Source organism: Pelistega sp. MC2, from assembly GCF_900099475.1.
Lineage (GTDB): Bacteria > Pseudomonadota > Gammaproteobacteria > Burkholderiales > Burkholderiaceae_B > Taylorella > Taylorella indica.
Genome location: NZ_LT628274.1, coordinates 190,532 through 217,177, shown reverse-complemented (window position 1 = coordinate 217,177; position 26,646 = coordinate 190,532). Strand labels below are relative to the sequence as shown.

Genomic DNA, 26,646 nt, shown 5'->3' with positions numbered 1-26,646 from the left:
TTTGCGAAAATAAGTTTGAGGTATGACAGCTTTATCCAATGCTAATTTTACGAATAGTTTTTAATTGATTTTTACAGGACACTATAAGCTCTGAATATTTCTAAGGAGCTTATATGTCTATCACTACATCCCCCAAATTATCCTCAAAACGACTTGGTCAGGCAATGACAGAGTATATTGTCATTGTGGCACTTGTAGCAGTTGCTGCTATTGGTGTTTATCAATTATTCGGTCAAGTTGTTCGTTCCCAAACTGCCGCCATGGCCAAGGAGTTGGCTGGAGAGGACGGTAGTTCTGAGTCTCAAAATGCACAGACGGCGGCACAAAACGCCTCCGCACAAACAGCGGCTAAATCGTTGAAAAGTTTTACAGGCAATGCGTCTGCTGGAAACTAATGATGTGCAACAAATACGGCATCCAATATCGTCAAGGTCAGGCACTTATACTAGGACTTAGTTTAATGAGTGTATTGATTCTAGCCTTGATTGGTCTTTACAGTAATGGACGCTTAATTGGCGAAAAATTAAGGCAAACTCATTCTGTGGATGCTGCGGCGTACTCTGGTGCGTTGATGCAAGCGAGAGCGTTAAATATGCAAGCCTATATCAATATTGCTCAGATTGGTCACCAGATGGCAATGGCTCATCTGGTGACATTAGGGTCTTGGGCTAAATTAGCTAGTACGGAGAACCGGTCCTTATCATCGGCAAATCCGCCAGTATGGGTAATCGCTACACATTTTGGTGCTAAACATGCAAAAGCTTATCAAGCAGCACAAAAGAGTTTTACTCTGTCCACAATAGCCCATCAGTATCAGCACTTACATCAGCAATTTATTAAGCATGATGAGATCGTTGAAAAAGTTTTATTGGCGAGTAGTTTATACATTCGCAAGACGATGGAGCAAAGCCGAAATCTGACAATTCAAAAAATTCTAGAAAGTAATTACCCAGAAAAACAGGTGATAGGAGACTTAAATAGCCTATCTATTGGGACAAGAGACAGTAGTCTGCCAGCTAAAAACACCTTGTCACTATTTATCAATGAAGCAAAAAAAGCTACTTCAGCTCAGACGCTAACGTGGTCTATAGATAATCAAGATGAGCAACAATTCACGCAACTGTTTAAACCTAAAGCAAATTATCGTTCACTTTTAGCGGATGTAGCTCAGGTATATGATTTTTTGAAACCTAGAAATAACACGAAAAAAAGTCTATTGCCTGTTAGCCATCGTTGCCCTCATTTGCGTCATGAATTACGGCGTAGAGGAGAAACCATTTTGAATGAGCAAGGTAATTGGCAATCTATGGATACGCAGTCATATCATGCCTTGAGATCAAATAAATGGATTGGTTGTTATTACCGAGAGTATCCCATGGGTTGGGGATGGGTGCCAGGACAGTCGGACTCCGTACCAGAAGGTATTGAATATAGTCAGGAGCCTCCAGCTGATTTTTCTAAAGATGATTTTTGGCGGTGGGTTAAAAAAACGACTCAATGGGATATTTTTACCGGTGAAAACAACCCTTTAGCAAATTCTCGAGCAATTAGTGAGAGGCATCGCTGGAAAGGGGGAGGACTAGTTCCATATGTTGATATCGCTGATAGTAAAAATGAACAATTAGCCTTTGTTTTGACCCTAACTCAACCTAAAGTTCAGACACAAACATTAACCGTACAGTCTGCTGCTGAAACCTTTTTTGAGCGTCCTATATCAAGAAATGATGGTTATGTAGAGCGTGCAAATTTATGGCATCCCTATTGGCAAGCTCGTCTTATAAGTCTACCAGAGAGGAGATTTTATGAAAAACCTTAAGTGTTATTTAGGACAAGGCATAGCTGAATCATTAATAGTTTTCTTAGTACTGATTAGTTTGTTTTTTGCGATTTCTTGGCTAGGAAAACTATTGGATATTAGTTATCAACAAAGCAATGCTAGTCGATATGCTGCATTTCAACTCACTCGTCGTTTGGATCATATTGACAGCCAAGAAGTGCAAGACGAATACTTTTTGGGAGCAGCAAGGTATTGGTTAGATAGAAGGCAGCAACGAATTATTCAAGCAAATAATTTGTCTATTGATATTAATCGTCAAGAAAAACTATCGGCGAATATGCAGGTAGGTATGCAACATGAAAAAGCCTCTGTATTGCGTAAAGAGTGGGGAATTGAGGATAAAGGGATTGCTCATGTTAGTGTAACGACTAAACCTCACTATACACAGATTTCTAATGAGAAAACAGCATTGGGTATAGATATTGGTTTTTTTGATCGGCAGCAAATTTCGATGAAAAGGCATACATCAATATTGGTTGATGCGGAACATTCATCTAATGATAGTGAGGCTAATCAACGTGCAGGAATATCGGCTAGAGCATGGAAAGATGTTGCTCTAGAGTCTTATCAGTTAGGTCGACATATTCAGCGATATGCAGAAGGAGTTGATGAAGGATTTGCTAGAGCTAAACCTGTATTTGATTGGTTAAGACCGTGGGCTGGTTTAGTGCCAAAGCATCATTTAGAAAGGAGTAAAGAATGAGAGTTTTCTTTCTATTGCTAAGTGCTGTATTGATGCTGATGGATGCACAAGCACAGCCTAGAGAGATGAATGGTAATAATTCGCTTGTTCAACATACGACTTTGTCTGAACTTAAACAACAAGGAGAGCAATTATTTAATCAATTGCCACTTGAAAAAATACAGTTGTTACAGCAAGCGTATGTTTTCTCTTTGCCTCAAGTTGTCTGGACAATTGAAGGGAAAAGTGGTTTTGAGCAATTATTGAGTTTTTTTGAGTATGGTAAGCATCCGTTTACGTTTATCCATGTTTTCCCCGGTCAACTATTACTAGAAATTAATCAGACGCACTTCCATGGCGTGTTATGGATTAAACGATTGGTAGATCAGGCTTATTCAGGAACGTTTAGTGTGATGTCTTCATATTACAGAACATCAGGTTTACAGCCATTGTCATGGCTAGAACCTACAGCAAAATTACTGTTAGATATCGAAGTTGATAATCCTTCAGCGATGCGACAATGGATTTATGAATTGCCTTCACCACTATCACAAAGTGAGTCTTCTTTAGTTCAAGGACTAAAACGAACGGGCTGGCAGCAAACTCAGACAAACTATTCTTTAAACACTTGGCATAAAGAGGGGTATCAGATTTTTTATACCTTTCATCATCACCAGCAGAAAACATTATTACATCTAATGTTAAGTAATTTGTCGGTGAAGAACCCTTAGGTAAATAAGCGAATTTTGGAGTAATGATGAGAATTCAGTTTAAGCGTACAACCATTATCTTACTAGCGATTGCCCTTGGTGCTGGTATTATCGCTGCACTATCAACACAACAATATATACAGGAAAAAGTAGAAGAACTTGAAGCTAAATCAAAAGTCACTACTGTACAGAGAATAGTCGCTGCTTATGACTTACCACAGGGTACCAAAATAGAAGCAGCTCATATTGCTGTACGAGAGTATCCACAAGATTTAGTGATGAGTGATAGTTTGACACCAGAGCAATTTATTCAAATTGAAGGGCAAGTGCTAACAGCAACATTAAAAAAAGGAGATCCTTTACTGTGGCTTCATATTACCAATCCAACTCAACAACCTTTTTCAGAAAAAATTAATGTTGGGCGTAGAGCGGTCACTATGCCAGTTGATAGTATCAATTCAGTGTCAGGTATGTTAGTTCCCGGCGATTTAATTGATTTATATGTGTCCTTTGAATATCGACAACGCCAAATTACAGCACCTTTATTACAAGGTGTATTAGTGATGGCAACCGGAAAGCAAAGTCGGCAAAGTGACACAGGTGAAGAAAATATTTATTCAACAGTAACCTTGGATACTGCTCCTGAAGAGGCAGCAAAGTTAGTGGCAGCTAGACAGTCAGGGCATATCACCGCCTTACTTAGAAATCCTCATGATAGTAAATCAGTGCAAAAAGGGATAAGAGGTGATTTAGCCACAATACTAGGCATAGCTAATCCAGTAGTTAAGCCAAAGAAAAAGACTAGTGTGATCTATGGGGATACAGACAATAAGAAATTGAATGCCCTGACAAGTCAAAAAGAGACTAGCGTTAATGATAATGAGATGAATAAAGATAAATCTATTATTGAGATACCAGGGCAGGAAGATATTGTGAGTGCATGGATTAATAGTTTACCTAAAAATAATCCTGTATCTGGCTTAACCGAAGAACCTCTTAATAGTGGCTTAGATCAGCCATAGCTTTATAAAAGGGAGCAGATACTGAGTAGTTCTGGATATTTACATGTCATAAATGAAAAACAAATGCTAGGTGATGCATTAGTTTAGGAGGAGAAAATGTTTTTTAAACAAATAGCTTGTGTATGGCTTATGTCTCTGGGAACAACAGTAAGTTATGCACAAGAGTCTATTTCCATGTTAGTGGGCGAAATTAAAGTACTCACCATAGAAAAGATTGCTCGGGTGGCGATTGGAGATAGTAAGGTGCTTAATGCAAGTACGGATGATGAAAAAGAGCTAATACTATTTGGTCGAGCAGAAGGTAAATCTACATTAGAAATATGGAATGAGAGTGGTGAGCGTAAGAGTTATACCGTAGATGTTAACTCAGCAAAAGATAATAAGACCTTATTAGATATTAAAAAAATGCTTAATCGTATTCCTAATGTTAAGGCCACTATTGTAGGAGAAAAAATTATTGTGGAAGGCGATCGTTTGACTGATGCGGATAGAGAAAAAGTTCAAAAATTAGTAACACATTATCCGCAAATTGTTGATATGAGTAGTCAGGTAGGGTGGGATGAGATGGTGATGTTAGATGTGCAGATTTTAGAGTTACCTAGGCATTACCTACAAGAATTGGGCGTGAAATGGGGGAATGGTTCACAAGGAGGCTTTCAATTGGGAACATCTTTAGATGCAGGAGTCTCTTCGATTCTTAATAGGCCGGGTCAAGTTGGAATTGAGGCTCCCTTAGGTAAATTAGTTGGTTTTGCAAGTTTAAATGCGTTGCTGAGTTCATCTATACAGGCATTAGCGAGCCAAGGCAGTGCAGTTATTTTGGCTCAACCACAGTTAATGGCGCGTAGTGGGTCTACGGCAGATTTTTTAGCGGGGGGTGAAGTCCCTTACTCAATGGTTGATGCAAATGGGAATACTCAAACTGTTTTTAAACCTTATGGAGTGAGTTTATTTATTACACCAAGAATTGAGAAAAATGGCACGATCCGCTCAAAAATTCAGGTAGAAGTTAGCTCAGTTGATAGTTCTATTAGTTTAACCGGTGGTCCAGCGTTAAAAACACGCCGTACATCAACTGAGTTTAATGTGAAATCAGGGGAGCCTTTAGTCCTTTCAGGGTTTATTTCACGTGAGCAATTGCAAGGCATGGAACGTATGCCAGGAACGAGCGATATGCCTGTATTAGGCGAATTATTCAGATCACGTAAGTTCCAGCAAAATGAGACAGAACTAGTCATTATTGTTCGACCAGTTATTGTGTCATCGTCTAATCAATCATTGCAAACACGAGTGAATCGTAGCCGAGCTGTGATTAATAGCAGTTTTGAGGAAGCTCCTATATTGAATGTAGATATACAAGCGTCACCTGTTATCGAGAAGAAACCCGTGATTGAGTCTGTGGGGCAAAAATATCAATCATCCATAACGACTGAGGTAAAAAAACGCTTTCCAGTTAATATTCATAAACCATCATCATTTTCTAAACCATAAGGGTAACTTTTTATGAAAGTAGAACTCCTCTATGAAGACGGGCATAGCAGTATTGAATATATCGCTATTCCTTTTAAAGTAGGCAAAACTAAAGAAATGGATTTAGTGTTAAAAAGCTGGCGAGTTTCTAAGCATCATGCCACATTTATACAGAAAGAGGGTGATTATTATGTAGAAGATCATGGCTCTTTGTCAGGGACTTTGTTAAACGGTAATCGTATTGCTATAGGAGGTCCCTTAAAGCGACAAGATGAAATCATTATAGGACCTTGCTTGATTAAAATCTTAGAGATAGAAGAGCCAGAAAGTCCTGATGAGGATGTTCAGATTATTCCTCCTACTGATAGATTAAAAGAATTTATTCAGCCTCATTTTGTTGATGCTGAAAAAGTGATAAATGCTCAATATTTGCAACATCATCAACGGCTACATATAGCATTGCTTGAGGCATTAGAGTTACGTAAAAGGGATATAGCTACATTGAGTGATAGTGCATTAAGAGTGGATGCAGATAAATTATTAAGCCGAATTATTGAAGAAGATACTGAACTAGATGAGCAAATTGATAGACAAGTATTAAAGCAAATTATTCTGGATGAAGCTGTTGGTTTAGGGGCGTTAGAACCATTGCTTAAAGATCAATCAATCACAGAAATTATGGTGAATAAATTTGATGAGATTTATATTGAACGTGCTGGAAAGTTAATGCAAAGTCAAGCTACTTTTAGTAGTGAAAAAGCTGTTTTAAGCATTATTGAGCGTATTGTTTCACCAATAGGACGTCGAATTGATGAGAGTTCGCCAATGGTAGATGCGCGTTTAGCAGACGGTTCACGTGTTAATGCCATTATTCCTCCTATTGCATTGAAGGGGGCAAGTCTCACTATCCGAAAATTTACTCAGCACAGACCACAAATAGCAGAGTTAATTCAGTTAGGGGCACTAGATAACTGTATGGCAGAGTTTTTGCAATTATGTATTGAGCATAAAAAAAATGTCATTGTTTCAGGAGGTACAGGATCTGGAAAGACAACATTACTTAACATACTCTCTCATTTTATACCTAGTCACGAACGTATTATTACGATTGAAGATGCTGCTGAATTGAGATTGAATCATCATCATCTGGTTAGTCTAGAGTCTAGACCAGCTAACAATGAAGGAAAAGGTATTGTCAGTATTCGCGACTTAGTCCGAAATGCTCTACGGATGCGTCCAGATAGGATTATTGTCGGGGAGTGTAGGGGAGCTGAGGCATTTGATATGTTGGGAGCAATGAATACGGGACACGAAGGATCGTTAACTACCTTGCATGCTAACTCCCCACGAGATGCTTTATCGCGTTTAGAGACCATGATTATGATGGCGGATATGGATTTACCACTCATAGCAATAAGAGAGCAAATTTCGAATAGTGTGCATTTTATTGTGCAGCAAGCGAGGTTGCCTTCTGGTAGGCGGGTTATCTCTTCAATTACTGAAATAGGAGGGATGGAAAGTGGTGTTATCAAAGCACAAGAAATATTTTCTTATGATAAATCCACTCAGCGATTTATTGGGAAAGGAATTCTACCAGCATGTTTTGAGCAATTAAGACAAGAAGGAAGTCTTCAATTATCCCCATCGCTGTTTACACAAACAAGCATGGCACCTGCAGGGTGTTAAGTAATAAAGCATTTGAGAATCAACGATAAGAAGATAAAAAATAAGATAGGAGGAGCAAAAATGATTATTTTATCTACAGCAATTTGTTTAAGTTTGGTATTTTTTCTGTTTTTAAAAGCATTTAATAAGGCCATTAGGGATTATGAGCAGCATTTTAAAGGAACAGCCAAATATGGTTTACAAGATATCTTTATTTTTATTGATCCACTACAGTTGTGGCTAGTCGTAGTACTGTTTGCTATAACAATTGGTTTGCTGACATGGATGTTTACTTTAAATATCTTTATTGCGATAGTCTGTGCCCTAATAAGTTTAATTTTACCGCCTATTTTTTTTCATCAATTAAAAAAAAGACGAATTAAGCGCTATGATGATCAGCTTCCAGATATGTTGTTATCACTTTCATCGGCTCTAAAGTCTGGTATCGGGATGCAAAGTGCGTTGAAGATATTGATTCAAGAGGCACCAGCACCATTATCACAAGAGTTTGGTTTGGCTCTTCATGAGCAACGATTAGGATTGAGTTTTGATGAAGCGATGGATAATTTACTCAGACGTATTCCGACAAATGCGAATCAAATGGTTATTTCTTCTCTAAAAGTAGCCTCACAGACAGGAGGTAATCTTTCTGAAGTACTTGAGCGAGTGGCGATGACACTGCGCTCTATTAAGCAAATTGAAGAAAAAATTCAGGCCTTAACGAGTCAGGGAAAAATGCAAGCCAACGTTATGATTGCATTACCTATTTTTTTACTATTGGTGCTAAATATAGGGCAAGAACAGGGGTTACATAGATTATTCACTAGTACGAGTGGTTTAGTGATGTTGGTTGTGGTGGTTATATTAGAAGTTTGTGGTTATTTGTTTATACGCAAGATTACTGCCATTGATATTTAGTTGTCGTACAAATTTTCTGAAAGGTGGGGCAATGATGTGGCTATTATTAAGTATGCTTTTAGCTGGTGTGTCATTATGTATTGGATTTTATTTGATGCTAAGTCCTGGGATTCAACAGCATGCTATACCTCTCGTTGTTTCTCCCTATTTTCAACGATATAGATGGTGTTGGCCATGGGTCAATAAATTTAGCCTTATTGCCTTACCTTTTTGTTCATGGAAATATCAAAAACGCCTGTCTTTATTATTGCAACAAGCTGGTCTGGAGGAAGAAATCTCGCTGCATGATATTGTGGGGTTACAAGTGCTATTTTCTCTGTGTGTGCCATTGTTTTTAGGATGGGTATTGGTAGGAGTTTTATCGCAGTGGTGGCTATTCATGTTTGTCATTTTATTGATAAGTTTAATCGGCGCATATTTACCGCTTATGCATTTGAAGAGGGTTTTACGTCAACGCCAACGATTGCTACTGAAAGATTTTCCTTTTTTGTTAGATATGACGACCTTATGTGTAGAATCTGGTATGAATTTGCACAGTGCGTTAATAGTCGCTACGCAGTCTTTGGTAACTGGTCCACTAAAACGTGAGTTAAGTCATGCATTAAATTTAATGAGGACAGGTAGTAATCGAGCTGATGCATTAAAAGAATTGGCGAAAAGAATGGGTTTAGCAGAAGTCAATCAATGGGTGGCTAGTATGACACAAGCGGAATCCTTGGGAATGAGTATCGGTCCAACATTAAGAGCACAATCAGAACAATTTAGACAAGAACGATTTTTTAGGGCAGAAAAAAAGGCGACCGAGGCGCCAGTAAAAATGTTATTTCCACTGGTTATTTTTATATTTCCTTGTACATTTATCGTTCTTATTCATTATGTAGTGACTTATGTATCGCGTATCGGTATGTTTGAATAAAGAGATTTTAGCCAGATTATTTAGTGCTGTGAACTGAGAAGATTAGTGGATAGCTAGGAATAAGTATGAAGGGGCATAAACCAAGTCAATTACGCTTAAGCATGGCGACATCATTCTGGTCCCGTTTAAAAGGCTTGATTGGTGTCAAGCACTTAGAACATGATGAGGGAATTTGTTTTCCCCAGTGTAAAGGCGTGCATACTTTTTTTATGCATATGCCTATTACTGTTATTTTTTGTGATAAAGAGGGCAAAATTATTCAGATTATTCCTCGGTTAAAACCTTGGTCATGGGCGTATTGTGCTCAGGCTAATATCGTGATTGAAATAGCACCTATAACAAACGAGTTAGATAATAATCCGCAAGACATAATCAATAGTCCATTTATGCAATCATTACAGATGAATATTTACGCGTTTTTTCATTGTCATTTAGTTATTAAATGAGAAAAGTTTTTTCATATCTAGTTAATGGTATTTAAACTACTGAATATGGTAATAACCCTAATAATTTATTGGTTCAGTATGAGAGTAAGTATTTTTTCTTATACTGTAGATGATAAGTTATTTATTGCAAACAAATCATGTATAAGGACACAAAGTCTTGTACAGCATATTTATTTTCGTATTGTTATAGGTGTAAAAATGAGCTTTAAAGCAGCATTAGACGATATTCAGTTTAATTTATTTGAAATGGGCTTGCTAAAACAGATTCAGGTTTTGCCAGGCTTTGAGGAGATAACGGATGATATCGTCCCTGCTGTTTTAGAGGAAAATGCTAAGTTTGTGGAAGAGCAATTAGCACCACTCAATAAAGTGGGCGATATGGAACATGCCCAGTGGTCTAATGGTGAGGTGAAGTCGCCAACAGGTTTTAAAGATGCTTTTAAAGCTTATACGGAAAGTGGCTGGCAAGCGTTGCAACATGAAGTTGAATATGGTGGGCAGGGTTTTCCTAAGTTGATTGCAGCGGCTACCTCTGAAAATTTGCATGCTGCTAATATGTCGTTTGGCTTATGCCCAATGCTGACAGATGGTTGTGTAGAAGCTATCCGTCAAGCGGGATCAGAACAACAAAAAAATCTATTTATTCCTCCCTTATTAGATGGTCGCTGGACTGGTACTATGAATTTAACGGAGCCTCAGGCAGGTTCTGATTTGGCGTTAGTAAATAGTAAAGCTATTAGACAGGAGGATGGAACTTACCGTCTTTTTGGTCAAAAAATATTTATTACTTATGGTGAACATGATATGTCTGAAAATATCATTCACTTGGTATTAGCCCGTACACCAGATGCACCAAAGGGAGTAAAGGGTATCTCATTATTTGTCGTGCCAAAATTCTTAGTGAATGAAGATGGTTCTTTAGGTAAACGGAATGATGTTTTTTGTACATCTATTGAGCATAAGCTAGGTATTCATGCTAGTCCTACAGCTGTACTTGTCTTTGGGGATAATAAAGGTGAGGTAGGAGAGGGTGCTGTTGCTTATTTAGTAGGTGAAGAGAATGCTGGTCTTTCTTATATGTTTATCATGATGAATGAGGCTAGATTTAATGTAGGAATTCAAGGTATTGCTGTATCTGAACGAGCATCCCAACAAGCTCTAGCCTATGCTAAAGAGCGTTTACAAGGAAGTTCTATAGATAGACAAACAGACCGTCAAGCAGGTCCTGTGCCTATTATTCATCATCCAGATGTACAAAGAATGCTACAAACAATGCAATCACTGACACAAGGGGCGCGTGCTATTGCTCTGTATGCAGCGACAGCTCATGATTTATCAACACATCATACAGATGATACTGTTAGAGGTCATAATAAAAAAATCCAAGAATATTTAGTACCTATTGTGAAAGGTTTTTCGACAGAAATGTCTCTGGAAGTCACCTCATTGGGTGTGCAAGTGCATGGAGGCATGGGGTTTATTGAGGAAACTGGTGCTGCTCAGTATTATAGAGATGCACGTATTTTACCTATTTATGAGGGAACAACAGCGATTCAGGCAAATGATTTTATAGGCCGTAAAACTTTGAGAGATAATGGGGAAGTGGCTCTCTATTTTGTCGCTGAAATGAAGAAAACACGTGAGGAATTACAACAATCATCTGTTCAGCATGCTAAACAGATGGCAGACTATTTTTCTAATGCTATCACTGCGTATCAGTCTGCCATCGAAACTATTCTTGATTATGCAGTGCACGATCAGTTGCGTGAAGCTTATGCTGTGAGTGTACCTTTCTTAATGTTAGCAGGATATGTACATTCTGCTTGGCATTTTGCTAAGGCAGCACTGGTTAGTCAAGATAAAGGAACACCATTTAATAAGGAAAAACAACAGTTAGCCTTATTCTATATGACACAAGTCCTACCAAGAGTGACTGGTTTAAGCGAAACGATTAAAGCTAGTCGCTATGTGCCTCAGATGGTTATTAGAGACTAAAGAGTGGCTTATCAACGGGTACGTATTGGCAAATAAGTTTAGTTCGCGTCCTTAATACCCTCTATTAGAATTAGAGGGTATTAAGGTAGAGGTGATGCCAGAGCAGAGCTTGTATTAGCAAATATGATGCACTGGCATGCTATGCTGTTATGACTAGTGCAAGTATAAAAACAATAGCTAGCAATCAATGTTCAGACATTGTGGTATAACTGACGTATTCTCGTGCTCAACGATAAAGTTAATGTCTAGTGATTAATAGCCAGCTAAGGTACCGAAAAGACTAATGGAAGGAATAATACTAATCCACAATAACATCATAAGACCATTGCCTACATTAGAGGAGAGCGATTGGCTCATTTGACGTAAATCATGACGAAGTCCACGTGGCTGAACCTGTTCTGTATAGGTCCAGTCTTGGGCTAGTCGAGTAGAGTAGCTCTCACGATCACTTTTGATCAATCTGTATTGAGCATTCACAGGGGCTGAATTATTGTTATGGTTGGCTTTCATAGAAATTCCCTCTATAATAAGAAAACGGTAAAAACAACTCCGTAACGTACTATTCATATATGCAATGTATCTCATATGTACGAGAGGAGGACCATCTGCCAACAGTAATGCTCATTGTTGACAGATGGAAATCAGGACCCTAAACCTGATTATCAGAACTGTATGTTGCTGATGAATAATACTGTACATTTATACAGTATATTTTGCAAGCTTTTTTTATGCTTTTTTAGGATTGTGGTTTTTTTACCTAAAAGTGTTGCCCTATCTAAAAATTAGCCATATTTTCTCTCTCATTAGGCTAGTTACTTGAATTAAAACTAGAATTCTTTTAAAATTATTGGCTTACCCATCCTCTGGCAACTACTGTATTTTGGGAAATACAGTGATAAGACTTGTCTTATCTCAATGTTAGGGTTGCGAATGATGGTCTTAAGGATAAGAAATGAATTTAATCCAAACTCTAGAGCAAGAAGAAATTGCTCGCTTAACAGGTGGAAAAGAAGTCGTTGACTTTGCTCCTGGTGATACTGTAGTAGTTAATGTAAACGTTGTTGAGGGTAACCGTAAACGCCAACAGGCTTATGAAGGTGTGGTTATTGCAAAACGTAATCGTGGTTTAAACTCTGCATTTATCGTGCGTAAAATTTCTTCAGGTGAAGCAGTAGAGCGTACATTCCAATTATACTCACCACAAATTGCTTCTATCGAAGTTAAACGTCGTGGTGCTGTACGTCGTGCAAAACTTTACTACTTACGTAATCGTTCTGGTAAAGCTGCTCGTATTAAAGAAAAATTATCTGCTCGTAAAGCTGATTAATTCTAGATAGAGTAGTTACTAAAAGGCATCTGCAAGTTATTGTAGATGCCTTTTTTGTCTTTGCTAGCCATCCTATAATTCAACTATAATAAAGAGAAATATTTGTGGTAAATTTTTATATAAGAGGATTCTGTGGATAACAATATTAAATATGGTAATCCTAACTTTAATCCATTGGAGCAATCACGTGAACGTGCAGACAAAGGATTAACAGCATTAGATACGGAGAAGATAAGTTTACCCTTTATTCAACAGAGCTTACAGTACCCTATTAGTGAGTATGCTGATCCAGTAATAGCAACGTGGCATAAAGAAAAACTGGCTATTCATCAACAAAAGCCTTATATTGAAGCGGCTACATTAGTTCCTTTAATTCAAACAACTCACGGATTAGAATTATTATTAACACGCCGTTCTTTGCATCTTAAAAAACACAGTGGACAAATTAGTTTTCCGGGGGGGCGAGTGGATCAGGAGGATGCCTCGGCTGAACAGGCAGCACTTCGTGAAACATTAGAAGAAATAGGTGTAGAGTCGCAGTTTATACAGGTTCTTGGCGCATTACCTGATTTTTTTACCGGGACTGGTTTTGTGATGAAACCATTTGTAGGTATTTTGCAGGATGGGTATCAGTTAAGTATTAACAGAAATGAGGTTGAGGAGGTATTTACCGTTCCTTTATCATTTGTACTCAATCCAAGCAATCATTACTTGCACCATATCCGTGAAACAGATGCAAGCTCTCCGTTAAAGCAGTATTTTTCCATTCCTTATCATGATTATTTTATCTGGGGGGCTACGGCAGCAGTCATCCGGAATTTTTATTATAAATTGGCTCGTCTATAATCAATAAATATCTTCTTAATAACGTTCAGGTGCGGTACATTCCAACAGGATGCGTTCATATAGTGCATGTCTTTCGGCAGCAATTTTATGCTCTGCTAGTGCCTTAAGTACACCACAACCAGGCTCATGTAAGTGCTGACAATTATAGAAGCGACATTGATCTAAATAAGGGGTAAATTCAGGAAAGCCCGCAATCACTTCATTGAGCTGCAAATGTTTTAATCCAAAACTTTGAAAGCCTGGCGAGTCAATGAGATTTGCGTTAATCTCAGGCAATTCATACAGGGTTGTTGTGGTCGTAGTATGTTTACCTGTTCCCAAAGCGACTGAGTATTCTTGTGTGTGAGCTTGTGCGGCAGGTACCAGTACATTAAGAATGCTAGATTTTCCCATAGCACTTTGACCAAGTAAAAGGGAAGTATGATCTTGTAAAATGGGTAATAATTTTTCTTTTAAATCTAAAGGATTTAATGTGCTTACCTCAATCAATTCAATGCCTAAATCAAGATAGGTTTTTAAACGATCTTTGGCTGCTTGATAATTAGAGCTTAAGTCAATTTTATTCAAAATAATGATGGGCTTAATCTGTGCGCTCCATGCACCAACTAAAGCTCTGCCTAACAAGTCTTCAGAAAAATTAGGCTCTACAGCCACGACAATAAATAGAATATCTACATTCGCAGCAAATTGCTTTGAGCGCATTTCATCTGAACGATAAAGAAGGTTTTTGCGCTCTAAAATATCAACAATTCTTGCTTCATCTTGTCCGATTAACTCAACGTGCACATAGTCGCCTACACAGATACCTGTTTTTTTACCCTTGGCGTAACTGTGCCTTGTTGTACCGTCTTGCAGTTTAACCGTAAAATGCCGCCCAAAAGCGGTAATGACTCTACCCGATTGCATCATGTATTAGCAGCCTTTAAATGTTGAATACGAATACTAGCAGGGGGATGGCTATCATAAAACATAGAATGTAGAGGATCTGGAGTTAAGGTAGAAGCATTGTCATTATAAAGTTTCACTAATGCTGAAACTAAATTATCTGCATTAGTTTGTTTAACAGCAAAACGATCTGCCTCAAATTCATCTTTGCGAGAGAAGAAGCTGCTTATTGGCGTATATAAAAAGGTAAAAACAGGTAAGATTAAACTAAATAATACCAGTGCAATACCAAAAATAGGTTGACTAATGCCAGGGAATACTCCCAATCCAGCATAGAACCAGGTTTTATCAATTAAATAGCCTAATACTGCAAAGAAGATAAAACTCATGGTAAAACTGAGAATAATACGCTTGATGATATGTTTATGTTTAAAGTGTCCAAGTTCATGAGCTAAGACTGCTTCAATTTCTGGAGGAGTTAGCTTATTCAATAAGGTATCAAAAAACACAATTCGACGATGTTTACCAAAACCTGTAAAGTAGGCATTACCATGTGCTGAACGCTTAGAGCCATCCATGACATAAAGACCATCTAATCCAAAATCAGTACGTTGTGCTAAATGGTTGATACGTTGTTGAATGTCAGGATTATCTAATGGCGTAAATTTATTAAAAAGTGGCATAATAAATTTTGGCACAATAAACATGAGTAATAAACTTAAAACGGAAAAGGCAGCCCACACCCAAATCCACCAGTATGGTGTATAGAAATTATCTAAAAAAACAAACAAACCATATAACAGCGGAATCCCGATTATTAAGCCTAATAGAGTGCTTTTAATAAAGTCAGCAATAAATAATTTAACCGTCATGCGATTAAAACCAAACGACTCTTCCAATACAAATGTATTGTAAAGACTAAATGGTAAACTTAATAGGCTACTAATCGCAAATACGGCAATAACCAGAGCGACTTGATACCAAATAGGAGATGAAATCATTTCTGCTAAGAATGAATTTAGCCAAGTTAATCCACCAAATAAGGTAAAACCAATTAATACCACAGCCTCAAGTAGGATTTCCCACATACGCAAACGTTGTCTCGCTATCGTATATTTTGCTGCACGCTGATGGCTTTGTAGACTAATCGTTTCTTGGAATTCAGCGGGGACTTTGTCTTGATTCAAACTCACGTATCGAACTTGGCGAAATGATAACCACAATTGTGTGATGGTTTGAATTAATAATAAGATAATAAAAATAATCGTAAAACTTGTAATAGACATCGCTTTAAACTCAAACTATGTGCGAAAATAATAAAAATTTAACAAGGAATAGTAGTTTATGGCAAATAATAATCAACGTTTAGTTTGGCTCGATATGGAAATGAGTGGACTAGACCCTGAAAAAGAAAAAATTCTTGAAGTTGCCGTTATTGTGACTGAACCCGATTTGACTATTGTAGCCGAAGCGCCCGTTTTCGTGATACATCAGAGCGATGAAGTCCTAAATGGTATGGATAGTTGGAATACAGGAACACATGGTCGTTCTGGATTAACCGCTAAAGTAAAATCATCCACAATGACTGAACAACAAGCAGAAGAAGAGCTGTTGATGTTTTTAAAACAATATGTTCCTGAAAAAACAGCTCCTTTATGCGGTAATTCTGTCAGTCAGGATAGACGGTTTATGTATAAATATATGCCTAAATTAGAGGCATATTTACATTATCGTACTGTAGATGTGAGTACGTTTAAGGAATTAGCGAAGCGTTGGGCACCTGATGTATATAAAGGTTTCCAAAAGAAAAGTAAGCATGAAGCGTTGGCAGATATTCATGAATCTATTGATGAATTGAAATATTATCGCGAACACTTTATTAAAACGATATAGTGATTAGTGATTTTTATACATAATGGATGCTTTTGTTAAGAACAAAGCCATTGCTGGCATAGGAACAGATATTTTATATCTTAATCATATCCAAAAAGTATACTCTCGGTTTGGAGAGAGGTTTCCTAGGCGTATTCTTGGTGAACAAGAGTTAGAGAAATTTTTTTCTCGTTCTAGTCGAGACTTTCAGCGAGGGTTACGGTTTCTGGCTACACGGTTTGCAGCAAAAGAAGCTTTTTCGAAAGCTATTGGTTTAGGGATGCATATGCCCATGTATTGGTCAGGTATGCAAGTATTAAATGCACCAAGTGGCAAACCTATTGTTGTCTTATCAGAGCCACTCAAATCGTGGTATGAAGAACGTTTCGGAGTTGCTCATGTGTCGTTGACGGATGAAGCGGATATTGTGATGGCTTTTGTGATTGTGGAAAGTAAATCAGCATAATAGGGGGGATGATGAAAAAATTACAACCAGGACCAGTATTAATTGATGTACAAGGAACTCAGTTAACTAAGGAAGAGAAAAAGCGATTAAAACATCCGTTGGTGGGCGGTGTAATTCTTTTTTCACGTAACTATGAAAATCCTGAGCAATTACGCCACCTAACAAAACAGATAAAAAAAGCACGTTCAGGGCCTTTATTAATTGCAGTTGATCATGAGGGTGGGCGTGTGCAACGCTTTAAGGATAAAGGATTTACTCATTTACCGTCTATGCAATTATTAGGGGAATATTGGAATCGTAATCCTTTATGGGCGATGAGAGTGTCCACAGAAATCGGCTATATTTTGGCTGCTGAACTACGATCTTGTGGTGTTGATTTTACGTTTGCCCCTGTATTGGATTTGGATTATGGCGTCAGTACTGTGATTGGGACACGTTCTTTCCACAGAGACCCTAAGGTTGTGGCTATGTTGGCAAGAGCTGTCATTCAGGGAATGTCATTAGCGGGTATGGCAGCATGTGGAAAGCACTTCCCCGGTCATGGTTTTATTGATGTTGACTCACATATTGATATTCCTGTTGATGAGCGTGATTTGGAAACTATTCTCCAAGAGGATGTGATGCCATTTGAGTGGTTAGGTGATATGCTATTACCAGCCATTATGCCTGCTCATGTTATTTATCCCAAAGTGGATGCAAAAAATGCTGGTTTTTCTAAGGTTTGGATTCAGGATATTCTACGTGAACGTTTAAATTATCAAGGTATGATTTTTTCTGACGATTTAACCATGGAAGGGGCTAGCGTTGCAGGTAATATTACCGATAGAGCAAAAGCCGCTTTAACCGCAGGTTGTGATATGGTATTGGTATGTAACCGTCCTGATTTAGCTGACCAATTGCTGGCAGAATTAGATGTTAAGGTGAATCCTCTATCGGTAAGGAGATTATTACGCCTTATTCCTGAGAAGAAATTTAGTTCTTGGGATAAATTACAAAAGAATTCTCGGTATCAGTATGCAAGATCCTTCCAAACTCAAATCTTTTCTAGCTGAGTTACCTCATTTGCCAGGTGTTTATCGGCATATTTCAGCGGATGGTGAGGTTCTGTATGTGGGGAAAGCCCGTGATTTAAAAAAACGGGTTTCTTCGTATTTTCAGAAAACCAATTTAAGCCCCCGTATTGCTCATATGGTGGCTAGAGTTGACCACACTGATGTGACGGTGACACGATCTGAAGCAGAAGCACTTATTCTGGAAAATAATTTAATCAAGAGTTTACACCCTAAATACAATATTTTATTTAGGGATGATAAGTCTTATCCCTATTTGATGTTTACTGCACATGATTTTCCAAGGATGGCATATTATCGTGGCTCTACAAATAAACCGGGTAAGTTCTTTGGTCCTTTTCCGAACTCCTATGCGGTGAGGGATTCCATTCAGATTCTACAAAAAGTCTTTCGTCTACGTACCTGTGAGGATAGTGTCTACAGCAATCGCTCCAGACCTTGTTTACAGTATCAAATTAATCGTTGTACTGCACCATGTGTAGGACTTATCTCTAAAGAAGATTATGCTGAGGATATTCAGCATGCTGTCCAGTTTTTAGAGGGACAAGCTAGTGATGTGATTAAACAAATAGAGACAAAAATGCTAAAAGCATCAGATGAGTTAGCTTTTGAGCAGGCGGCTGTTTTTCGAGATCAAATGCAGTCTTTGGCAACTGTTATGCATAGTCAATCAATGGAATTAACTGCTCAAGTAGATGTTGATATTATTGTGATTGAATTTGCCGAGGGGAAATGCTGTATCAATTTAGCCATGGTACGAGGTGGGCGACACCTAGGGGATAAAGCTGTTTTTCCTACACAGGTAAATGGTGATCAAGCAGAAGATATTCTCAGTGCTTTTATCGCTGCTCATTATTTAGAAAATCAATTGCCTGATCAGTTGCTCTTATCTCATCCACTTGTAGATAATAGCCTATTAAGTCTATTAATGGAGCAGCAACAACGAAAAGTAAAACTTATACAACGCCCTAATGAAAAGCAAAAAATATGGTTAGAGTTGGCGCAACAAAATGCGAGCCTAGCATTAGCTAGGATTCTATCTGATACTAGTTCTAAAGAGTCTAGAACATTAGCTTTAGCCGAGCTATTAGATTTACCTCAGGATCCTGATGCCTTAAATCAGTTATGGATTGAATGTTTTGACATTAGTCATAGCTCGGGAGAAGCAACGCAGGCTTCCTGTGTCGTTTATCAGCATCATGATATGCAATCATCTCGCTATAGACGATTTAATATCAATGGTATTACACCAGGTGATGATTATGCCGCAATGAGACAGGCGTTAGAACGTCGATACGCTAAAGTAGGAGAGAACCAAGAATTAATGCCTGATCTGGTGCTTATTGACGGAGGGAAGGGGCAGATTGATGTTGCTAGACAAGTTTTTGAAGAATATGGTCTAGATATGAGTAAAATAATTGGTGTTACCAAAGGTGAAGGCAGAAAAGTTGGGTTAGAAACATTGAATTTTGTGGATGGTCGTAAACAACTAACCTTAGGTATAGGTTCGGCAGCATTGATGCTAATTGCTCATATTAGGGATGAAGCTCACCGTTTTGCTGTAACAGGAATGCGTGCTAAACGAGCTAAACAGCGTAATGTCTCAAGGTTGGAACAGATAGAGGGTGTTGGTGCAAAACGACGACAAAAATTATTAGCGCGTTTTGGTGGATTTAATGGTGTAGTCAATGCTAGTATTGAAGATTTAAAATCAGTTGATGGTATTTCTCAACAATTAGCAGAAAAAATTTATGAATCGTTAAGGTAATTAAGTGATTAAAATGAAGAAATGGAATATTCCTTTAGCGTTAACATGGATGCGAATCGGTATGATTCCCCTAGTGGTTGCTTTATATTATTTGCCTACAGATTGGATGGGGATTCATAATAGGGATACGATAGGTGCAATAGCCTTTATTTTTGCTGCATTAACAGATTGGTTGGATGGCTGGTTGGCTCGCCGTTGGAACCAAACAACGTCATTTGGAGCCTTTCTTGACCCTGTCGCTGATAAATTAATGGTTTGTGCTGCACTATTGATTTTATTGGATTTAAATCGTGTTGATTCATTTATTGTACTGATTATTATTGGTCGAGAAATTACTATTACAGCGTTACGTGAATGGATGGCGACAATTGGTGCCAGAGGTAGTGTGGCAGTACATTGGTTAGGTAAATTTAAAACTGCTGCACAGATGACAGCTATTCCTTTATTGATGTTTGCGCAACCTATTTTTGAGATAGATAGTTTGGTATTAGGTGAAATCTTAATTTATGTCGCTGCCGTATTGACAATTTGGTCTATGTGTTATTACTTATACAAAGCTTGGCCAATCATTAAACATCAAGAGTGAGTCACTCAATAAAATCTACGTATGCCTGCGTATAAAAAATACTTAAGAGACAGAACAATATGGAAAAAACAGCACAAATTCCTTTAAAACAATTACTCATCTGTGGTTCGTTGATTGTGACTCTTTCAATGGGGATTCGCCATGGGTTTGGATTATGGCAGCTTCCCATTATCACAGCCAACGGCTGGTCTAGAGAAACCTTTTCTTTTGCGATTGCGTTCCAAAATCTTAGTTGGGGGTTTCTGGGTATTTTTATGGGCATGATGGCCGACAGGTTTGGGGCTTATAAAGTACTTTGTATTGGTGCATTGGCTTATTGTTTAGGCTTATTGGGTATGGCGTATAGTACCCAGCCAATTAGTTTTCTTCTGACTACAGGTTTATTGATTGGTTTAGCACAAGCAGGCACGACTTATGCTATTGTCTATGGTGTATTGGGGCGTAATGTTAGTTCTGATAAACGCTCATGGGCGATGGGGATTATTGCTGCAGCGGGTTCATTTGGGCAGTTTTTCATGGTGCCCGTAGAAAATGTGTTAATTGATTGGTTTAATTGGCAAAATGCCTTGGTGATTTGTGCCATATTAAGCTTGCTGATTATTGTTCTAGGGATGGGGCTAAGAGAGCCTTCAAGAGAGATTGTTGGACACCAAACGGAGCAAAGTATTCTACATGCTTTACAAGAAGCATTTACATACCCTAGTTTTATTTTATTAGTACTGGGCTATTTTACCTGTGGCTTCCAAGTGGTCTTTATTGGTGTGCATTTGCCATCTTATATTAAAGACTTTGGCTTGCCTCCACACGTAGGCAGTATAGCCTTAGCACTGATTGGTTTATTCAATATTTTTGGTACTTATGCGGTAGGCGTATTAGGACAAAAATATCAAAAGCGTTTCTTGTTGATGGGGATATATACGTTACGAGCCATTGTGATTATTATTTTCATTAGTGCGCCATTAAGTGCGATAAGTGTATATCTATTCGCTGCTGTGATGGGGGTATTATGGCTTTCAACGGTACCTGCCACTAATGCTATTGTTGCTCAGGTTTTTGGCATTCGACATTTCTCTATGCTAAGTGGATGCGTCTTTTTTAGTCATCAAGTAGGAGCCTTTTTTGGTGTTTGGTTAGGTGGCTATTTATATGATAAATATGGCAGTTATGATTTGGTTTGGTATATTGCTATTGGCTTGAGCGTGGTTTCGGCACTAGTACATGTTCCAATGAATGAAGGTCCTATTAAAAGAGCAGCTGCTTAAACTATCGTTTTAACATAGGGTGAAAGGCTGTGAGGAGGTATAAATGGTCATACGATCTGTATTAATAATTTTGCTGCTACTCATTTTAGTGGGTATCTTCTTGATGTACACAGAACCAAGTCTAATGATTAACTTAGCTGATAAAGTCTGGTCTTGTTTTGGTTAACATGGACGCTTGTAGTATTTGTCTTTGGTACAACAAGGCAGGATAGATAGTCAAAAAGTCTTATTAATAGTTATTAATAAGACTTTTTGTTTTAATGGTTTAGCAGAAGTTTGAAAGAGCCTAATTTATGGCAGAGTAATCATTTTCCCTTGAGAGATTTGTTGGCGTGCAAGTACGGAGGCTAAATCAGCTACAGAAGCTGCATAAAAATAACTACGGTTATATTTAGTAATAACAAAGAAGTTTTGGGTTGCTATACGATACTCTGTATTGCCATTTACCTCATCTTTTAAATCAATGACCCCTAAGTTTTTTCCATGTTGCCATGCCTGACCTTGAGCAGATGTTGTAGCTCCTTGGTTTTGTAATTCTTGCCAGCTCATACTCGGTTCTAAGCCTCCATTGACCAATCGAGCTGGAGAGGAGGGTAAGCGAGCTGGAGCAAAGACGGGCATATTGGCTTGCCATCCATGTTGAGATAGGAAATTGGCGACAGAGTAAATAGCATCTTTTGTACTATTACGTAAATCAACTTTACCATCTTTATCTGCATCTACGCCATAATGAAGAATGCTAATTGGCATAAACTGCCCTAGGCCTGACGCCCCAGCAAAAGAACCTAATGCGCTAAACCCATCGAATTTACCTTTGTGGGTAAGTTCAATTAAGGCGGCTAATTGGTTACGGAACATCTGTGCTTTTTCTGGGCGAGATGGATCAGGGTGATAAAAACCTAAGCTATATAAGGCATCTAATACACTGAAATTGCCCATTTGTTCACCATAGACAGTTTCAACGCCAATGATACCAGCAATAATTGCGGCTGGAACACCATAGTGTTTTTCAGCGGCAGCTAATGTGCTTTGATTGTTGTGCCAGAAGGCTGTTCCTTTACGTATCCGAATTGGCTCAACAAAGCGATTTCGATAAGTTGGCCAGTGTCGTTTGATGGAAGAGGTCTTTTTAGGGCTCATTAAGGCAATGGCACGGTTATTGATTTGAGCACGAGCAAGCATATCCTCGACAAAGGATTTAGGAATATTGTAGCGATTAGAGACTTGTTTGATAAAAGTTGCTTTGTCGCTACTTAAGGTTGAATTTTCGACTTGCCAGCCTGTTTTTGCGGGAGGGGTTGAATCTCTATTATCGATATCAGGAGATGAAGTTTGAGAAGCACAAGCACTTAATAATAATGACGATAATACTAAAAGAGCAAAATGAGCTGTTTTTTTCATATTCTTATTCCTTAAAATCCTTAAATGTTCCTGTTAGTTTACCAGAAGCAAATTTGATAATAGTCAAAATTGTTTAAGAAAATACTGTAATGGTTTTTAAATGGGTAGAAATACTAAAGGAAAAAAGGCTAAAAATCTTATATGCTCTAAAGATTAGAAAAGAATGGCTATATTTAAGATTAAGGAAGGGGATTAGGCGTATGGAAACCTTATTTATAACCCATCCAGTTTGTCGTTTACACATGATGCATAAATGGCACCCTGAGTCGCCAAAACGGTTAGATGCAATCAATGATAGATTACTTGCGAGTGGTATTAGTACCTATTTGACGCATTTAGATGCACCAAAGGCTACGGTAGTGGATCTTTCTCGTGTTCATGAGATAGCTTATATTGATTTTATTCGAGAAAATATTCCAGAAGATGGCTATTTTAACGTGGATACCGAGGAAACTTGTTTGAATCCACATACGTATAATGCGGCTTTACATGCAGCCGGTGCAGGTATTTTGGCACTGGATCAGATGATGAGCAAACAAGCAAAAAATGCTTTTTGCAGTGTTAGACCACCGGGGCATCATGCCGAACCTAATCGGAGTACAGGTTTTTGTTTTTTTAATAATGCAGCGGTGACGGCAGCTTATGCGATTGAAAAATATGGCTTTAAGCGCATTGCTATTATTGATTTTGATGTGCATCATGGTAATGGGACAGAGAAAATTTTTCAAAACCATCCCTATGTAAAAATGTATAGTTTTTTCCAACACCCATTGTTTCCTTATTCAGGAACTGAAAATGTGGCTAAGAATATGCTTAATACCCCTTTACCAGCTTATTCAGGCATGGCGGCAGTAGAAAAAGTGGTGACTGAGCATTGGTTGCCTGATATGCATGACTATAAGCCCGAATTAGTATTGATTTGTGCTGGTTTCGATGCCCATAGAGAAGATGAAATGGGGCAAATGGACTTAGTTGAAAAAGACTTTGTCTGGTTAACCAAAGAATTAATGAAAATTGCGGATACCTATAGTGAGGGAAGAATTATAAGCTTTCTCGAGGGGGGATATGAACTATCCTCTCTAGGAAGAAGTGCGGTGGAGCATATTAAGACCTTAGCTGATTTATAATCAGCTAAGGTAGGTTGTATTTTCGGCGTGCCGGTTTTCTAAGTTATAGAAAAGCTGCACGTCAAAAGCCCAAAAAGTATAGTGATGGTGCAAACCTTAGCTGATTTATAATCAGCTAAGGTGAGTGGCGTTTCGGCGTGCCGGTTTTCTTCGTTATAGAAAAGCTGCACGTCAAAAGCCCAAAAAGTATAGTGATGGTGCAAACCTTAGCTGATTTATAATCAGCTAAGGTAGGTTGTATTTTCGGCGTGCCGGTTTTCTAAGTTATAGAAAAGCTGCACGTCAAAAGCCCAAAAAGTATAGTGATGGTGCAAACCTTAGCTGATTTATAATCAGCTAAGGTGAGTAGCGTTTCGGCGTGCAGGTTTTCATAGCTCTGGTGAGCTGTGTTGATAAATTCGAGCTGATTTATATATAATCAGCAAGTTTTGTTTTTTTTATAGATAGAATGTTATTATTAAGGATATTTAAACAAAAGTTATCCTAGGAGATAGATGGATGAAGGTATTAGTACCGGTTAAACGTGTAGTTGATTACAACGTCAAAGTACGAGTGAAATCAGACCAGACGGATGTTGATATTGCCAATGTAAAAATGTCAATGAATCCTTTTGACGAAATCGCTGTTGAAGAGGCGACTCGTTTAAAAGAAAAAGGCACAGTGACAGAAATTGTAGCTGTATCATGTGGTGTCACTCAATGCCAAGAGCAAATTCGCTCTGCAATGGCGATTGGTGCTGATCGTGGTGTATTGGTTGAAACTGATGTTGCTCTTCAACCTTTAGCCGTTGCCAAATTGTTAAAAGCCGTGGCAGATAAAGAACAGCCTCAATTGATTATTTTAGGCAAGCAAGCTATTGATGATGACTCAAACCAAACGGGTCAAATGCTAGCCGCATTACTTGGATGGCCTCAAGCTACGTTTGCTAGTAAGGTAGAAGTAGAAGGCGACCATGTTAAAGTAACGCGTGAAATTGATGGTGGTTTAGAAACCTTAAGTTTAAAATTACCTGCCATTATTACCACAGATTTACGTCTAAATGAGCCACGCTATGCTACTTTACCTAAGATTATGCAAGCGAAGAAAAAGCAATTGGATACATTCAAACCTGAAGATTTAGGCGTAGATGTGACTCCTCGCTTAACCGTAGTAAAAGTGGCAGAACCAGCTGCTCGTAAGGCAGGTATCAAGGTTCCTGACGTTGCAGCTCTTGTTGATAAATTAAAAAATGAAGCAAAGGTGATTTAATATGACGGTACTTGTAATTGCAGAACATGATAATAACTCAATTAAGAGTGCTACGTTAAATACAGTAGCTGCAGCTAGTAAGTTGGGTGCAGATATCCACGTGTTAGTAGCAGGTAAAGATGTTTCTAGCGCAGCAGGACAGGCTGCACAGATTGCAGGTGTGAGTAAAGTTTTAGTGGCTGACGGTGATGCATTAGCTAATGATTTAGCAGAAAATTTAGCAGAGCAAGTGCTACAGGTTGCAGGCAATTATTCGCATATTCTTTTCCCGGCAACAGCATCGGGTAAGAATACAGCGCCTCGCGTGGCTGCAAAATTAGATGTTGCCCAGATTTCAGAAATTACCGCTATTATTGATGCAGATACGTTCGAACGCCCAATCTATGCTGGTAACGCTATCGCTACAGTGAAAAGTGCTGATGCCAAAAAAGTAATCACTGTGCGTACGACAGCATTTGATGCTGTGGCAAATACTGGTGGTTCAGCAGCACAAGAGTCTTTAGCTGTTGTAGCAGATAGTGGTTTAAGTACTTTTGTTGGTCGTGAAATTGCTAAGAGTGCTCGTCCAGAATTAACAGCCGCATCAGTGATTGTTTCTGGCGGTCGTGGTTTAGGTAGTGCAGAAAACTTCAAAATCTTAGATGGATTAGCGGATAAGTTAGGTGCAGCAGTAGGGGCATCTCGTGCTGCAGTTGATGCTGGTTATGCACCGAATGATTTACAAGTTGGACAAACTGGTAAAGTTGTCGCACCACAGTTATATATTGCAGTAGGTATTTCTGGAGCTATTCAGCACCTAGCAGGTATGAAAGACTCTAAAGTTATTGTTGCAATTAATAAAGATCCTGAAGCGCCCATTTTTGGTGTGGCGGACTACGGATTAGTGGCAGATTTATTTACTGCTGTTCCTGAATTGGAAAAATCTATCTAATTATTATCTTTTGCATATCACGCAAAATAGTAATTAACCTTATATAAGCTAGATTGGATTAACAAATCAATCTAGCTTATATTTTTGATAGGGTAGAGTTTTTGACGTGTAGGGTTTCATTATTCATCTTAAGTAAAGAATTTTTCCTTTCTGATAGGAAAGTGGGACGTTAAAATTATTAAAATTTTGTCAGCAT

26 protein-coding genes are annotated in these 26,646 nt (G+C 38.3%); 22 read left to right on the top strand and 4 right to left on the bottom strand.

Annotation, left to right across the window (positions count from 1 at the left end):
* The first annotated feature begins 113 nt into the window (after nt 1-113).
* The 11 genes from BQ4443_RS02790 to BQ4443_RS02740 all read left to right on the top strand — a co-directional run bounded on the left by BQ4443_RS02790 (nt 114) and on the right by BQ4443_RS02740 (nt 11,661).
* Nucleotides 114-395, top strand: a complete 282-nt coding sequence (locus BQ4443_RS02790; protein WP_071057977.1) for a hypothetical protein — start codon at nt 114-116, stop codon at nt 393-395.
* On the top strand, nt 395-1,816 hold the full coding sequence (locus BQ4443_RS02785; RefSeq protein ID WP_143000530.1) for a Tad domain-containing protein: 1,422 nt from the start codon (nt 395-397) through the stop codon (nt 1,814-1,816). Before BQ4443_RS02790 ends, BQ4443_RS02785 begins: the two co-directional genes overlap by 1 nt.
* Nucleotides 1,803-2,540 (top strand): hypothetical protein, encoded by a 738-nt coding sequence (locus tag BQ4443_RS02780; protein WP_023948764.1) that lies wholly within the window; start codon nt 1,803-1,805, stop codon nt 2,538-2,540. The genes BQ4443_RS02785 and BQ4443_RS02780 overlap by 14 nt, the downstream gene beginning before the upstream one ends.
* Nucleotides 2,537-3,250 (top strand): hypothetical protein, encoded by a 714-nt coding sequence (locus tag BQ4443_RS02775; RefSeq protein WP_023948762.1) that lies wholly within the window; start codon nt 2,537-2,539, stop codon nt 3,248-3,250. The genes BQ4443_RS02780 and BQ4443_RS02775 overlap by 4 nt, the downstream gene beginning before the upstream one ends.
* Nucleotides 3,251-3,273: 23 nt before the next feature.
* The gene (gene cpaB / locus BQ4443_RS02770) at nt 3,274-4,251 is read left to right on the top strand and encodes a Flp pilus assembly protein CpaB (protein WP_256330850.1); all 978 of its coding nucleotides are present in this window, start codon (nt 3,274-3,276) and stop codon (nt 4,249-4,251) included.
* A 96-nt stretch (nt 4,252-4,347) separates the two neighbouring features.
* On the top strand, nt 4,348-5,742 hold the full coding sequence (locus tag BQ4443_RS02765; protein WP_071057974.1) for a type II and III secretion system protein family protein: 1,395 nt from the start codon (nt 4,348-4,350) through the stop codon (nt 5,740-5,742).
* A gap of 12 nt (nt 5,743-5,754) precedes the next feature.
* A complete protein-coding gene (locus BQ4443_RS02760) occupies nt 5,755-7,407 on the top strand; it encodes a TadA family conjugal transfer-associated ATPase (RefSeq protein WP_071057973.1) in 1,653 nt (550 codons plus the stop codon).
* Between the two features lie 60 nt (nt 7,408-7,467).
* A complete protein-coding gene (locus BQ4443_RS02755; RefSeq protein ID WP_023948760.1) occupies nt 7,468-8,304 on the top strand; it encodes a type II secretion system F family protein in 837 nt (278 codons plus the stop codon).
* A gap of 31 nt (nt 8,305-8,335) precedes the next feature.
* Nucleotides 8,336-9,220, top strand: a complete 885-nt coding sequence (locus BQ4443_RS02750) for a type II secretion system F family protein (protein WP_023948758.1) — start codon at nt 8,336-8,338, stop codon at nt 9,218-9,220.
* 65 nt (nt 9,221-9,285) lie between these two features.
* A complete protein-coding gene (locus BQ4443_RS02745; RefSeq protein ID WP_023948756.1) occupies nt 9,286-9,666 on the top strand; it encodes a DUF192 domain-containing protein in 381 nt (126 codons plus the stop codon).
* 198 nt (nt 9,667-9,864) lie between these two features.
* Nucleotides 9,865-11,661 (top strand): acyl-CoA dehydrogenase, encoded by a 1,797-nt coding sequence (locus BQ4443_RS02740; protein WP_071057972.1) that lies wholly within the window; start codon nt 9,865-9,867, stop codon nt 11,659-11,661.
* Between the two features lie 252 nt (nt 11,662-11,913).
* Here the strand turns inward: BQ4443_RS02740 and BQ4443_RS02735 are convergent, their stop codons facing one another.
* On the bottom strand, nt 11,914-12,171 hold the full coding sequence (locus tag BQ4443_RS02735) for a hypothetical protein (RefSeq protein ID WP_023948752.1): 258 nt from the start codon (nt 12,169-12,171) through the stop codon (nt 11,914-11,916).
* 442 nt (nt 12,172-12,613) lie between these two features.
* On the opposite strand from BQ4443_RS02735, the gene rplS reads away from it, so the two are divergent.
* Nucleotides 12,614-12,988 carry a 50S ribosomal protein L19 gene (gene rplS / locus BQ4443_RS02730; RefSeq protein ID WP_023948751.1) on the top strand — a complete coding sequence of 125 codons (375 nt, stop codon included), beginning with the start codon at nt 12,614-12,616 and terminating at the stop codon, nt 12,986-12,988.
* Between the two features lie 132 nt (nt 12,989-13,120).
* Nucleotides 13,121-13,834, top strand: coding sequence for a CoA pyrophosphatase (locus BQ4443_RS02725; protein WP_083331832.1), 714 nt, complete (start codon nt 13,121-13,123; stop codon nt 13,832-13,834).
* 15 nt (nt 13,835-13,849) lie between these two features.
* Here the strand turns inward: BQ4443_RS02725 and rsgA are convergent, their stop codons facing one another.
* Nucleotides 13,850-14,740 (bottom strand): ribosome small subunit-dependent GTPase A, encoded by an 891-nt coding sequence (gene rsgA, locus BQ4443_RS02720; RefSeq protein ID WP_031273936.1) that lies wholly within the window; start codon nt 14,738-14,740, stop codon nt 13,850-13,852.
* Nucleotides 14,740-16,005 (bottom strand): M48 family metallopeptidase, encoded by a 1,266-nt coding sequence (locus BQ4443_RS02715; protein WP_023948801.1) that lies wholly within the window; start codon nt 16,003-16,005, stop codon nt 14,740-14,742. Before BQ4443_RS02715 ends, rsgA begins: the two co-directional genes overlap by 1 nt.
* A gap of 58 nt (nt 16,006-16,063) precedes the next feature.
* On the opposite strand from BQ4443_RS02715, the gene orn reads away from it, so the two are divergent.
* Genes orn through BQ4443_RS02685 form a run of 6 tightly spaced genes read left to right on the top strand, consistent with a single transcriptional unit; the run spans nt 16,064 to nt 21,743 of the window.
* On the top strand, nt 16,064-16,612 hold the full coding sequence (orn, locus tag BQ4443_RS02710; RefSeq protein ID WP_023948800.1) for an oligoribonuclease: 549 nt from the start codon (nt 16,064-16,066) through the stop codon (nt 16,610-16,612).
* 22 nt (nt 16,613-16,634) lie between these two features.
* Nucleotides 16,635-17,057, top strand: coding sequence for a holo-ACP synthase (gene acpS / locus BQ4443_RS02705; protein ID WP_071057971.1), 423 nt, complete (start codon nt 16,635-16,637; stop codon nt 17,055-17,057).
* Nucleotides 17,058-17,065: 8 nt separating this feature from the next.
* On the top strand, nt 17,066-18,109 hold the full coding sequence (nagZ, locus tag BQ4443_RS02700) for a beta-N-acetylhexosaminidase (protein ID WP_031273933.1): 1,044 nt from the start codon (nt 17,066-17,068) through the stop codon (nt 18,107-18,109).
* Nucleotides 18,072-19,895, top strand: a complete 1,824-nt coding sequence (gene uvrC, locus BQ4443_RS02695; RefSeq protein ID WP_071057970.1) for an excinuclease ABC subunit UvrC — start codon at nt 18,072-18,074, stop codon at nt 19,893-19,895. Before nagZ ends, uvrC begins: the two co-directional genes overlap by 38 nt.
* Before the next feature lie 13 nt (nt 19,896-19,908).
* Complete coding sequence (gene pgsA / locus BQ4443_RS02690) at nt 19,909-20,481, top strand: CDP-diacylglycerol--glycerol-3-phosphate 3-phosphatidyltransferase (RefSeq protein ID WP_023948797.1); 573 nt, start codon at nt 19,909-19,911, stop codon at nt 20,479-20,481.
* 59 nt (nt 20,482-20,540) lie between these two features.
* The gene (locus BQ4443_RS02685; protein WP_071057969.1) at nt 20,541-21,743 is read left to right on the top strand and encodes an MFS transporter; all 1,203 of its coding nucleotides are present in this window, start codon (nt 20,541-20,543) and stop codon (nt 21,741-21,743) included.
* Nucleotides 21,744-22,034: 291 nt separating this feature from the next.
* On the opposite strand, the gene mltB is transcribed toward BQ4443_RS02685, so the two are convergent.
* Nucleotides 22,035-23,144, bottom strand: coding sequence for a lytic murein transglycosylase B (mltB, locus tag BQ4443_RS02680; RefSeq protein WP_071057968.1), 1,110 nt, complete (start codon nt 23,142-23,144; stop codon nt 22,035-22,037).
* Between the two features lie 200 nt (nt 23,145-23,344).
* Between mltB and BQ4443_RS02675 the strand changes: the two genes are divergently transcribed.
* From BQ4443_RS02675 to BQ4443_RS02665, 3 genes are all read left to right on the top strand, one after another.
* On the top strand, nt 23,345-24,271 hold the full coding sequence (locus tag BQ4443_RS02675; RefSeq protein WP_023948793.1) for a histone deacetylase family protein: 927 nt from the start codon (nt 23,345-23,347) through the stop codon (nt 24,269-24,271).
* A gap of 498 nt (nt 24,272-24,769) precedes the next feature.
* Complete coding sequence (locus tag BQ4443_RS02670; RefSeq protein WP_071057967.1) at nt 24,770-25,519, top strand: electron transfer flavoprotein subunit beta/FixA family protein; 750 nt, start codon at nt 24,770-24,772, stop codon at nt 25,517-25,519.
* 1 nt (nt 25,520) lies between these two features.
* Entirely contained in the window at nt 25,521-26,450 is a 930-nt protein-coding gene (locus tag BQ4443_RS02665; protein ID WP_071057966.1) for an electron transfer flavoprotein subunit alpha/FixB family protein, read from the top strand.
* Nucleotides 26,451-26,646 lie beyond the last annotated feature (196 nt).

Bases quoted from the DNA above. Each gene is read 5' to 3' on its own strand.
- BQ4443_RS02790 (WP_071057977.1), top strand. From the start codon at position 114: ATGTCTATCACTACATCCCCCAAATTATCCTCAAAACGACTTGGTCAG.
- BQ4443_RS02785 (WP_143000530.1), top strand. From the start codon at position 395: ATGATGTGCAACAAATACGGCATCCAATATCGTCAAGGTCAGGCACTT.
- BQ4443_RS02780 (WP_023948764.1), top strand. From the start codon at position 1,803: ATGAAAAACCTTAAGTGTTATTTAGGACAAGGCATAGCTGAATCATTA.
- BQ4443_RS02775 (WP_023948762.1), top strand. From the start codon at position 2,537: ATGAGAGTTTTCTTTCTATTGCTAAGTGCTGTATTGATGCTGATGGAT.
- cpaB (WP_256330850.1), top strand. From the start codon at position 3,274: ATGATGAGAATTCAGTTTAAGCGTACAACCATTATCTTACTAGCGATT.
- BQ4443_RS02765 (WP_071057974.1), top strand. From the start codon at position 4,348: ATGTTTTTTAAACAAATAGCTTGTGTATGGCTTATGTCTCTGGGAACA.
- BQ4443_RS02760 (WP_071057973.1), top strand. From the start codon at position 5,755: ATGAAAGTAGAACTCCTCTATGAAGACGGGCATAGCAGTATTGAATAT.
- BQ4443_RS02755 (WP_023948760.1), top strand. From the start codon at position 7,468: ATGATTATTTTATCTACAGCAATTTGTTTAAGTTTGGTATTTTTTCTG.
- BQ4443_RS02750 (WP_023948758.1), top strand. From the start codon at position 8,336: ATGATGTGGCTATTATTAAGTATGCTTTTAGCTGGTGTGTCATTATGT.
- BQ4443_RS02745 (WP_023948756.1), top strand. From the start codon at position 9,286: ATGAAGGGGCATAAACCAAGTCAATTACGCTTAAGCATGGCGACATCA.
- BQ4443_RS02740 (WP_071057972.1), top strand. From the start codon at position 9,865: ATGAGCTTTAAAGCAGCATTAGACGATATTCAGTTTAATTTATTTGAA.
- BQ4443_RS02735 (WP_023948752.1), bottom strand. From the start codon at position 12,171: ATGAAAGCCAACCATAACAATAATTCAGCCCCTGTGAATGCTCAATAC.
- rplS (WP_023948751.1), top strand. From the start codon at position 12,614: ATGAATTTAATCCAAACTCTAGAGCAAGAAGAAATTGCTCGCTTAACA.
- rsgA (WP_031273936.1), bottom strand. From the start codon at position 14,740: ATGCAATCGGGTAGAGTCATTACCGCTTTTGGGCGGCATTTTACGGTT.
- BQ4443_RS02715 (WP_023948801.1), bottom strand. From the start codon at position 16,005: ATGTCTATTACAAGTTTTACGATTATTTTTATTATCTTATTATTAATT.
- orn (WP_023948800.1), top strand. From the start codon at position 16,064: ATGGCAAATAATAATCAACGTTTAGTTTGGCTCGATATGGAAATGAGT.
- acpS (WP_071057971.1), top strand. From the start codon at position 16,635: ATGGATGCTTTTGTTAAGAACAAAGCCATTGCTGGCATAGGAACAGAT.
- nagZ (WP_031273933.1), top strand. From the start codon at position 17,066: ATGATGAAAAAATTACAACCAGGACCAGTATTAATTGATGTACAAGGA.
- uvrC (WP_071057970.1), top strand. From the start codon at position 18,072: ATGCAAGATCCTTCCAAACTCAAATCTTTTCTAGCTGAGTTACCTCAT.
- pgsA (WP_023948797.1), top strand. From the start codon at position 19,909: ATGAAGAAATGGAATATTCCTTTAGCGTTAACATGGATGCGAATCGGT.
- BQ4443_RS02685 (WP_071057969.1), top strand. From the start codon at position 20,541: ATGGAAAAAACAGCACAAATTCCTTTAAAACAATTACTCATCTGTGGT.
- mltB (WP_071057968.1), bottom strand. From the start codon at position 23,144: ATGAAAAAAACAGCTCATTTTGCTCTTTTAGTATTATCGTCATTATTA.
- BQ4443_RS02675 (WP_023948793.1), top strand. From the start codon at position 23,345: ATGGAAACCTTATTTATAACCCATCCAGTTTGTCGTTTACACATGATG.
- BQ4443_RS02670 (WP_071057967.1), top strand. From the start codon at position 24,770: ATGAAGGTATTAGTACCGGTTAAACGTGTAGTTGATTACAACGTCAAA.
- BQ4443_RS02665 (WP_071057966.1), top strand. From the start codon at position 25,521: ATGACGGTACTTGTAATTGCAGAACATGATAATAACTCAATTAAGAGT.